The sequence below is a fragment of the Massilia sp. P2_C2 genome, from assembly GCF_056404615.1.
This window is the reverse complement of record NZ_JBFUDR010000242.1, coordinates 1-9,968: the sequence shown is the minus strand read 5'-3', so window position 1 is coordinate 9,968 and position 9,968 is coordinate 1. Positions and strand designations below refer to the sequence as shown.

Annotated in this window: 9 protein-coding genes; all 9 read left to right on the top strand. The window is 56.4% G+C overall.

The features are described 5' to 3' along the window. Positions 1-1,137 (top strand): SLBB domain-containing protein (locus AC1DYX_RS22885; RefSeq protein ID WP_477263106.1); only part of this gene is annotated, 1,137 nt, incomplete at its 5' end. A 55-nt stretch (positions 1,138-1,192) separates the two neighbouring features. Further along, positions 1,193-2,395 carry a GumC family protein gene (locus tag AC1DYX_RS22880; RefSeq protein WP_477263104.1) on the top strand — a complete coding sequence of 401 codons (1,203 nt, stop codon included), beginning with the start codon at positions 1,193-1,195 and terminating at the stop codon, positions 2,393-2,395. 72 nt (positions 2,396-2,467) lie between these two features. Continuing rightward, positions 2,468-3,469: an FAD-binding oxidoreductase gene (locus tag AC1DYX_RS22875; protein ID WP_477263102.1), complete on the top strand. Its 1,002-nt coding sequence runs from the start codon at positions 2,468-2,470 to the stop codon at positions 3,467-3,469. 18 nt (positions 3,470-3,487) lie between these two features. Then, entirely contained in the window at positions 3,488-4,267 is a 780-nt protein-coding gene (rfbF, locus tag AC1DYX_RS22870) for a glucose-1-phosphate cytidylyltransferase (protein WP_477263100.1), read from the top strand. Further along, complete coding sequence (gene rfbG / locus AC1DYX_RS22865; protein ID WP_477263108.1) at positions 4,267-5,328, top strand: CDP-glucose 4,6-dehydratase; 1,062 nt, start codon at positions 4,267-4,269, stop codon at positions 5,326-5,328. The genes rfbF and rfbG overlap by 1 nt, the downstream gene beginning before the upstream one ends. Positions 5,329-5,349: 21 nt before the next feature. Continuing rightward, positions 5,350-6,681, top strand: a complete 1,332-nt coding sequence (gene rfbH, locus AC1DYX_RS22860) for a lipopolysaccharide biosynthesis protein RfbH (protein WP_477263098.1) — start codon at positions 5,350-5,352, stop codon at positions 6,679-6,681. Continuing rightward, on the top strand, positions 6,681-7,229 hold the full coding sequence (gene rfbC, locus AC1DYX_RS22855) for a dTDP-4-dehydrorhamnose 3,5-epimerase (RefSeq protein WP_477263096.1): 549 nt from the start codon (positions 6,681-6,683) through the stop codon (positions 7,227-7,229). Before rfbH ends, rfbC begins: the two co-directional genes overlap by 1 nt. Continuing rightward, positions 7,222-8,145, top strand: a complete 924-nt coding sequence (locus AC1DYX_RS22850) for an NAD-dependent epimerase/dehydratase family protein (protein ID WP_477263094.1) — start codon at positions 7,222-7,224, stop codon at positions 8,143-8,145. The genes rfbC and AC1DYX_RS22850 overlap by 8 nt, the downstream gene beginning before the upstream one ends. Continuing rightward, positions 8,145-9,692: a lipopolysaccharide biosynthesis protein gene (locus tag AC1DYX_RS22845; protein WP_477263092.1), complete on the top strand. Its 1,548-nt coding sequence runs from the start codon at positions 8,145-8,147 to the stop codon at positions 9,690-9,692. The genes AC1DYX_RS22850 and AC1DYX_RS22845 overlap by 1 nt, the downstream gene beginning before the upstream one ends. Positions 9,693-9,968: the final 276 nt, after the last annotated feature.

Sequence of the window (9,968 nt, the reverse complement as noted above, 5' to 3'; positions counted from 1 at the left end):
GTCATTGATGAGAGTGACAAATATGGCAGAAAAACTCGCGATAAGAGCGTGCGTGATAACAACGAACGCGACGATTTCAGGGTCGACAAGGACGTCAGCCACAGAAGCGCTGGCGATCAGGTCGACACGATTGCTGCCCGCATCGGTGGCCTGATCGACCAGATCAACTGGGATTATGCTGTGGTCGAGCGTATCAACCGTTCGGATTTGAGCGTCAAGCTTATCCCGTTTAATCTCGGTAATGTATTCGCTAATCCGAATGGTCCTGACAACGTCCAGTTGCAGCCCGGCGATACCGTTACGATCTTCTCGCAGAATGATGTTGCGGTGCCGATGGACAAGCGCCAGATCTTCGTGCGTGTCGAAGGCGAAGTGAACGTTCCTGGTGTGTATCAAATGACGGCTGGCGATACGTTGCGGACGCTGATCGCCAAAGCCGGTGGTCCGACGACGAACGCTTATCTGTTCGGAACGAGCTTCTACCGAGAAGAAGTGCGCAAGGAGCAGGAGGTCAATCTACAGCGCGCGGCGGACCGTCTTGAAACCCAAGTCAGCAGCGAACAATCTTCCGAAATGGCAGCGATCCGCGCTATGGCTCCCGGCGACGCAGCCGCCGCGGCCTCTCAGCTTGAAGCGGGACGTCGTCTGGCGGAGGAACGCATTGCTCGATTCCGCAGGCTTCAGCCAACGGGTCGTATCGCTTTCGGTCTCGAGCCGAGCGAGCGTTCGTTCGCCCACTTGCCGCAAGTTGCGTTACAGAATGGGGACCGCTTGGTGATCCCCTCCCGGCCGGCGTTCGTTCATGTGTTTGGCGCCGTCAACGTCGAGGCTTCCCCGCTGTGGCGTCCGAACAGCAGGGTTAAGGATTATCTGAAATTGTCGGGCCTTACTACCGATGCGGATGTCGATAATGTTTTCGTGCTGCGAGTGGATGGGACCGTAGTCTCGGCGGATTCTGATAGCTGGTTTTTCGGCAAGATCGGCGGTCTGGAAGTCATGCCTGGGGATACGATTGTCGTCCCGGATAAACTGGACAAGACCACATTCTGGAGTGCGTTCATGAAAGGTGCGCGCGATTGGACTCAGATCCTGGCCAACTTCGGCCTTGGGGCTGCAGCAATCAAAACGCTGAAATAATGAAGCCTTCACAGCGGACTTTTGGATCTCATGAATTAATAGGCAGCATATCAGCATGAATTTTGAACAGAATGTGACACGGCAACCGAATCGTGAAAAGGACGGTTTCAATGTATTCGATCTGCTGATCGCGCTGGCAAAGAAGAAGAAGCTGATTATTGGTTTTCCGCTTTTCGTCGCGATCCTTGCGTCCGTTATTAGCGGCGTACTTCCCAGCGTCTATCGTTCAAGCACGACAATCTTGCCGCCTCAGCAATCCCAGAGTGGGGCGGCGGCATTGTTGTCCCAACTCGGCGGCATTGCTGGAGCTGCTGCAGGTATTTCGGGTGTGAAGAGCCCGAACGACTTATATGTTGGCATGTTGCGAAGCCGTAGGGTGGCTGACAAGCTGATTTCTCGGTTCGATCTGAAGACAGAATACAAGACCGATAGTCTGGAAAAAGCCAGGAAAAGGCTCGAGGATCAGACCGATATCGTATCCGGCAAGGACGGCATCATCACGATTTCGGTCGAGGATATAGATCAGAAGCGCGTTGCCTTGATCGCCGGTGCATACGTGGAAGAGCTGGTGGCGCTGAGCCGTGTTCTTGCTGTTACCGAGGCGTCCCAGCGCCGGATATTTTTCGAGAGCCAGCTTGAGCGTGCGAAAAATAATCTGGCTGCGGCAGAGGTGAAACTGAAGAGTGCGATCGATACCTCGGGGGTCGCCAGCGTCGATAGCGACAGTCGCGCCATTGTCGAAAATACGGGACGGTTGCGCGCACAGATTTCTGCAAAGGAAATCCAGTTGAGTGCAATGTCGGCATACATGACTTCAGATAATCCTGCGTACAAGCGTGTTCAGGAAGAGTTGATCAGTACGCGTGCCGAATTGTCCAGGCTGGAAAACGGCAGGGGCATCGATGGCATGACATCGGACCAGCGTGGAGGCAACAAAAGGGAAGGCTTGGAGAGCATCAAGCTCTTGCGTGACGTGAAGTACTATCAGATGTTGTACGAATTGTTGGCGAAGCAGTACGAGGTAGCACGTCTGGACGAGGCCAAGGATCCCTCGATCATTCAGGTGCTTGATTCCGCCCTCGTGCCAGAGCGGAAATCCAAGCCGAACCGCACGATTCTCGTGCTCGTTTCCACGATCATGGCACTGTTCGCAGCCATCTTCTGCGCGTTAGCTGCCGAGGTCAAGAACCGCCTCCTGCACACTCCCAAGATTGCTGCACAGATTGCCGAGCTGAAGGCTTGCCTGAAATTCCGATAGGCCACGTGTACATATTGTGCTGTCGCACCCCTTCATGAGGGGAGCTCACCGTATCAAAACAAAATATACTAAATGTCGATCATAAGACTGAGTAATGGGTCTCAATTTGAAAGCGAGCCGCAAGAAAGCGTGCTTGATGCTGCAATGCGTGCTGGTATCACGATGTCGTACAGCTGCCGTACCGGACGCTGCAGCAGCTGTAAGGCCAAGGTTGAGAGCGGAAACAGTACACCAATACAGGAAGAACTCGGACTGAGTCATGAAGAAAAGTCGAATGGTTGGGTGCTAAGCTGCGTCAGGATAGCGGAATCCGACCTCGACCTGAGTGTTGCCGACCTGAGTAATGTGGTCCTGCCGGTCGCTAAAACCTTACCGTGCCGGATCCATGCGCTCGACCTCCTCGCACCTGATGTATTGCGTGTCATCCTGCGCCTCCCGCCAGCAGCCGTATTGTCGTTTTACCCAGGGCAGTACATTGATGTACTTGGTCCAGGTGGTGTGMGCCGCAGCTATTCGATCGCCAATGCTTCCGCCGATCAAAAGCTGCTCGAACTGCATATACGGCAAGTCGACGGCGGCGTCATGAGCGAATACTGGTTCGCGCAGGCCAAAGTTAATGATCTTCTGCGCTTGCACGGTCCGTTGGGTACCTTCTTCCTGCGCAATATCGCCGATAAGGATCTGGTATTTCTAGCCACCGGAACGGGTATCGCACCGGTTAAGGCCATGCTCGAGAGCCTTGTCATTCTGCCAGAGCAGGACCGGCCACGCTCGATTTCGGTGTACTGGGGGGGGCGCACGCCGACCGATCTTTACTGGGACGTAACCAGTGTCGAAGGTGGTCATCGCTATGTGCCGGTGCTATCGCGCGCGCATGAGACATGGGCCGGTGTCCGTGGCTATGTACAGCAGGCTGTGTTGTCCGATTGGGACGACCTCACTAACATGGTCGCGTACGCCTGTGGGTCGAACGCAATGATCCAGGACGCACGCCGTGCACTGTTACGGGCTGGCTTGAGGGAGCAATGCTTCTATTCGGATGCGTTTGTCTGTTCCGCCGAACTTCCCTCTTAATCAAGATAAAGGAAAAATATGAAAGCAGTCATCCTTGCGGGCGGACTCGGAACGCGCCTGAGTGAGGAAACCTCGACCCGTCCGAAGCCCATGGTCGAGATCGGCGGTAAACCGATACTCTGGCATATTATGAAGATGTATTCGCATCACGGCATACATGACTTTATTATCTGCTGCGGCTACAAGGGCTATGTCATCAAGGAGTACTTCGCGAACTACTTCCTGCATATGTCCGACGTGACCTTCGACATGAAGTCGAACAAGATGCACGTGCATGAGAAGCGTGCGGAGCCCTGGACCGTGACCCTAGTCGATACCGGCGACAACTCAATGACCGGGGGGCGCCTGAAGCGAGTCGCCGACCACCTCAAGGGTGAGGAAGCTTTTTGCTTCACCTATGGCGACGGCGTAGGCGATATCGATATCGGCCGCGTGATCGACTTTCACCGCACGCACGGCAAAGCAGCGACCTTGACCGCCACCTATCCGCCGGGCCGTTTCGGCGCCTTGGAGATTCAGAATCGCCAGGTGTTGAACTTCAAGGAAAAGCCGAAGGGCGACGGTGCAATGATCAATGGCGGTTTCTTTGTCCTGGCACCGAGCGTTCTGTCGTATATCGACGGGGACAGCAGTATCTGGGAACAGGAACCGTTAATGCGCTTGGCCGAGGAAGGGCAGTTGATGGCCTATGAACACCAGGGTTTCTGGCAACCGATGGATACGTTGCGCGACAAACAACTACTGGAAGAGCTTTGGGCTGGCGGTAAAGCGCCGTGGAAAAAGTGGGACGCTGTATGATGCCGAGCAAAGCTTTCTGGAGCGGGAAGCGGGTCTTCCTTACTGGTCATACCGGTTTCAAGGGAAGCTGGATCAGCCTCTGGCTGCAATCGCTCGGCGCCGAAGTAGCCGGTTTGTCCCTGGCGCCTCCAACGACGCCGAATCTGTTTTCGATTGCAAATGTCGCCACAGGGATGACGTCCAGCGAAATCGGCGATATCCGGGACTACGAAACCGTGCATAAAGCCATCGTCGGGTTTGCGCCCGACATTGTCATCCACATGGCTGCCCAGCCACTGGTGCGTCTATCTTATAGCGAACCAGTCGCAACCTATGCAACCAATGTTATGGGCACGGTGCATGTGCTCGAGGCGGCCCGCGCCGCAGGTACAGTGCGCGCAATTGTGAACGTCACCACCGACAAATGCTACGAGAACAATGAGTGGGTCTGGGGTTATCGTGAGGGCGAGCCCATGGGCGGACACGACCCGTACAGCAACAGTAAAGGCTGTTCCGAGCTGGTGACCAGCGCTTATCGCCGTTCCTTTTTCCAGCATAGCGGGCAGGCGCTTGCGTCGGCTCGCGCCGGTAACGTCATTGGTGGCGGCGACTGGGCCGCCGATCGGCTGATCCCCGATATTCTTCGCGCATTTCAGGATGGGCGTCCGGTTGTCATCCGCAATCCCCATTCGATCCGCCCGTGGCAACACGTTCTCGAGCCGCTGTCGGGCTACCTCCTGCTGGCCGAGAAGCTGTATACCGACGGTCAGGCATGGGCCGAAGGCTGGAACTTCGGGCCGCGCGACAGCGACGCCAAGCCGGTGCAGTGGATCGTCGAGCGCATGGCGCAACAGTGGGGTAGCGAGGCCACGTGGCGGCTTGATCAGGGCGCCCACCCGCACGAGGCGCACTATCTCAAGCTCGACATATCGAAAGCCGGATCGCGCTTGGGCTGGCAACCGCGCTGGAACCTGGAGCAAGCGCTCGAGCGCATCACGACTTGGCATCGCGCTTGGCTGTCAGGCCAGGACATGCGCCAGCTGTGTCTCGCACAGATCACCGAATTCAACCAATCCGAATAATTGTTTTATTAAATTGAACTCATGACTAATTCCGTCACCAAGACTCCCGAGTCGATCCGTAGCGAAATCGCCGAACTCGTCGAACAATTTGCTGCGCTTACCTACGCGCCCAAGGCCTTCAATCCCGGCGAGACGCCTGTTCCCGTATCGGGCAAGGTCATCGGCGCCGCCGAGCTCAAGAACATGGTCGAGGCGAGCCTGGACGGTTGGTTGACGACTGGACGGTTCAATGCAGAGTTCGAAACGCGCCTCGCCAAGTACCTGGGAGTCAAGCACCTCATCACAGTGAATTCGGGTTCGTCTGCGAACTTGGTCGCGTTTTCTACTCTGACCTCGCCTCGTTTGGGCGAACGCGCCATCAAGCAGGGTGATGAAGTCATCGGCGTGGCTGCCGGCTTCCCGACCACCGTCAACCCGATCCTGCAGTTTGGCGCAGTACCGGTGTTCGTCGACGTCGATCTGACGACCCATAACATTGACGCCTCCAAGATCGAAGCCGCCATTACGCCGAAAACCAAGGCGATCATGCTTGCGCATTCGCTGGGCAATCCGTTCAATCTGGACGTTGTCACTGCGCTGTGCAAGAAATACAACCTCTGGTTGGTCGAAGACTGCTGTGATGCACTCGGCGCTACTTACAATGGCCAGCTGGTTGGTACGTTTGGCGACATTGCGACCCTGAGCTTCTATCCGGCGCACCACATCACGATGGGCGAGGGCGGCGCCGTCTTCACCAACAATGCCGAGCTGAAGCTGATCGCCGAGTCGTTTCGCGATTGGGGCCGCGACTGCTACTGCCCGCCAGGTAAAGATAATACCTGCAACAAGCGGTTCTGCTGGAAGTTGGGCAACCTGCCGGAAGGCTACGATCACAAGTACACCTATAGCCATCTCGGTTACAACCTCAAGATTACCGACATGCAGGCCGCTTGCGCACTCGCCCAGCTCGACCGGGTCGACGAATTCATCGAGACTCGCAAGGCCAATTTCACCTACTTGAAAAACCGCCTGAAGAGCTGCGAGAACTTCCTGCATATGCCGGAAGCAACGCCCAATTCGGAGCCGTCGTGGTTCGGTTTCCCTGTCGTTCTCAAGGAAAGCGCCGGCGTCAAGCGTGTCGATCTGCTGAATTATCTGGACCAGAACAAGATTGCCACCCGTCTGGTATTTGCCGGTAACCTTGTCCGCCAGCCCTACATGATCGGCAAGAATTATCGTATCAGCGGCGAATTGACGAATAGCGACATCGTCATGAACCAGAGTTTCTGGCTCGGCGTATTTCCTGCGCTGACGCACGAGCACCTGGACTATATCGCCGAAAAACTCGAAGAATTCTTTGGCGTGAATTTCTGATGTTTGACCTCAAGCCTTCCGCTATCGACGGCTGTTTCGAAGTCCAGCCGCGCGTCTTCTCGGACGCGCGCGGGCGTTTCGTCAAGGTATTTCATCGCGTTGCATTCGGAGACCTTGGGTTGGCCACCGACTTCGCAGAGGAGTACTACTCGGTCTCTCAGTGCGGTGTCATCCGCGGCATGCATTTCCAGACGCCGCCGGCGGACCACGTCAAGCTGGTGTATTGCGTGCAAGGCGAGGTATTCGACGTCGTGCTCGACCTGCGCGTCGGTTCACCGACCTACGGCAAGACCGCTACCTTCCAGCTGTCGGCGGAGCAGGGCAACTATGTCTATATCCCGAGCGGTATGGCGCACGGTTTCTGTGCCACCAGCGAAACGGCGACCCTGGTCTACAAGGTCACGTCAGTCTACGCGCCCGCCAACGACACCGGTGTTCGCTGGGACTCGATTGGCGTCGAATGGCCGGCCGAAGCGCCTCTGGTGTCGGATCGTGATGCCGGCCTTGTCAGCTTTGCAGATTTTGTGAGTCCATTCGTTTATGCTTGAAAACGCCACTGCCAACGCCAACGCCAATACCGCACGCTGCGCCCTCGTCACTGGCGCTACCGGCTACATTGGATCGMAATTGGTGCATCGTCTGGTGCGCGACGGATGGCAAGTAGCTATCGTCGCTCGCGCCGACTCTTCGCTGGCCGTGCTGGACGCCGTACTCCCCGCCATTTCGGTGCATCGGCATGACGGCTCGACTTCCGGCATGGTATCGATCGTCGCTGCCGTGCGGCCCGACGTCGTGTTCCATCTTGCATCGCTTTTTCTGGCGCAACACAAAAGCGACGACATCGCGGCATTGGTCGGCAGCAACCTGTTGTTTTCAACTCAGCTAGCTGAAGGGATGGCGGCCAACAATGTCCGTTACCTGGTCAACACCGGGACCTCGTGGCAGCATTACGAGAATGCCCCCTACAACCCGGTCAACCTCTACGCCGCCACCAAACAAGCCTTCGAAGACATCCTCGCCTACTACGTGGAAGCTGACTTGCTGAAGGTGACGACTCTAGCCTTGTTCGACACGTATGGGCCGAACGACCCACGCAAGAAGCTTGTCACGCTGCTACGCAACACGGCCGCATCGGGCGAACCTCTGTATATGTCGCCGGGTGAGCAGATCATTGACCTGGTCCACATCGACGACGTGCTTGATGCTTATCTTCTGGCGGCCGAACGCATTGAGAGCCAGACGCAGCCGTCGGCATGCTACGGTGTGTCATCCGGCGAAACGCTCAATCTGCGCCAATTCGTCGCGCTGTTCGAGAGAGTCATCGGCAAACCGGTCCCGATCGTCTGGGGCGGCCGGCCTTACCGTGAGCGCGAGGTGATGGTCCCATGGAACGCACCTACCTTGGATGGTTGGACGCCGCGCATCCGGCTCGAGGATGGTCTGCGCGCTGTCGAAGGCACTTAATGTCGATTAATCGCAAGATTACACATGGGGTCCTCAGCGGTTCCGTGTTGACGGTAGTGTCGATTGCGATTGCGTTACTGCAATATCGCTTCATCTTCCATTACCTGTCCAAAGAGCTGACCGGGGTCTGGTTCCTGTTCGTAGCTTTCAGCGGCTATGCGATGTTCTTCGACCTGGGGCTTGGACCGACCCTGTCACGTGAAATGAGTTTCATCATTGGAGACGTCAAGCTTGATGCAGTTCAACGTACACAACAAACGGCGGATCTGCTAGCGACTTGCCGCCGGATCTATCACTTTCTGGCGGTGTTTGTGCTGGTAATTGCTCTGGTGGCCGGTACCGCATACTTACTATCAGTCACGCCCGCTCAGAACTGGCATGAAGTCCAGATTGCCTGGACCATCTTTTCGTTCGGTGCCGCCCTGAACATCCTGAGCGCCATGAGTTTTGCCGAATTGTACGGTCGCGGCAACATTGCCTCTGAGCGCCTGACTCGCGCCGTCACGCAATTGATCGGCTTCGCGCTGGCCGTCGGGGCGCTTGTCGCCGGCTTGGGCCTCGTCGGTCTGGCTTGCGCATGGGTCGCACAATGTGTACTCGCTAGGGGGGGGGCCATGTACAGACTGGCTCGCCTGAAGGAAGGGCGCGTCACCGGCGGAAGTTTTCACGCTGCCGTGGCGAAAAGGCTAGCCATGCCAAGCCTGAAATGGGCCGGCACAGCGCTCGGGGGGGTGCTGATCTTGCAGACTGACAACATCGTCATCGCGTCGGTATTAGGACCCTCCTTGATTGCGCACTACGAACCGGTCYCCAAAATCATCGCCACTCTGATGACGTTCTCGATGCTGATCGTCACGAGCTCGACACCGTTTTTGTCGCAAAGCTATGCTGCCGGTGACCACGCCGCGCTGAAAATCCACGTTTACCGCAACGTGCGCTTTAGCATGGGCGCAATGATTGTGCTGGTCAGTTTCCTGTGCTTTTATGGCGACCGCATCATCGAGATCTGGCTAGGCCCCGGCGCGTTCCCGGGCTTTCCCATCATCTGGTTTTTTTCCGTGATGATTCTGCTGGAATGCCACCACGTGAACCTGGCCAGTGCGGCCATGTCCACCGGCAGGCAGTTCTTCATGTCAGTGGCACTAGTGGCCGGCCTGCTGAACATCGTCATTTCGTGGCAACTGGCCAAATCCTGGGGCTTGGTTGGCGTCGCCGCCGGCACCATGATTGCCCAGATGCTGACCAATAACTGGTATGTGCCTCACAAATCGCTGCAAGTTCTCGGCATTCCACTCAAGGAGTATGCACGTCGTACGCTGTTGCCTCTAGCCGGCCTGCTGTTGTTGGCGCTGACGGTGAATGCCTTCCTCAGCGCCCAATTCAAGGGTGCGAATGCGCTGTTGGCAATCATTGCTGGCTTCGTTCTGTCGCTGTTCGCCTGCGGCGCCTGGTTTGGGGCGTTTATCCTCACCCGCGGCGAACGGGGCGTCCTTATTATGCGTCTAGCCAAAACTGCCGCATCACGAGACAGGACCGAGTCATTGTAAAAGATGTCAGAGATGCAAGAACATGGCTGTCGCGGTTTTTGCATTAAACTAAATGCATCTCTTCGAGCTTGGCAGTTCGCCGACGATCAGGGCTTAGCGTATTCAAGGTAAGCCAAATTTTGAGTCAAGATGAAAAACCAACCATTCCGGGTAGTCGCTTCGAACGTTGATACTTGCGATGTATCGTATGTATTGACGATCGCAGTGCCAACAYTTAAACGTCCAGCTTTGCTGGAACAGACGCTGCACTCCATTGCCGCCCTCAAGTTTGAGGTA

Excerpts from the sequence above, each read along its gene's own strand:
- AC1DYX_RS22880 (WP_477263104.1), top strand. The coding sequence starts at position 1,193 with ATGAATTTTGAACAGAATGTGACACGGCAACCGAATCGTGAAAAGGAC.
- rfbF (WP_477263100.1), top strand. The coding sequence starts at position 3,488 with ATGAAAGCAGTCATCCTTGCGGGCGGACTCGGAACGCGCCTGAGTGAG.
- rfbG (WP_477263108.1), top strand. The coding sequence starts at position 4,267 with ATGCCGAGCAAAGCTTTCTGGAGCGGGAAGCGGGTCTTCCTTACTGGT.
- rfbH (WP_477263098.1), top strand. The coding sequence starts at position 5,350 with ATGACTAATTCCGTCACCAAGACTCCCGAGTCGATCCGTAGCGAAATC.
- rfbC (WP_477263096.1), top strand. The coding sequence starts at position 6,681 with ATGTTTGACCTCAAGCCTTCCGCTATCGACGGCTGTTTCGAAGTCCAG.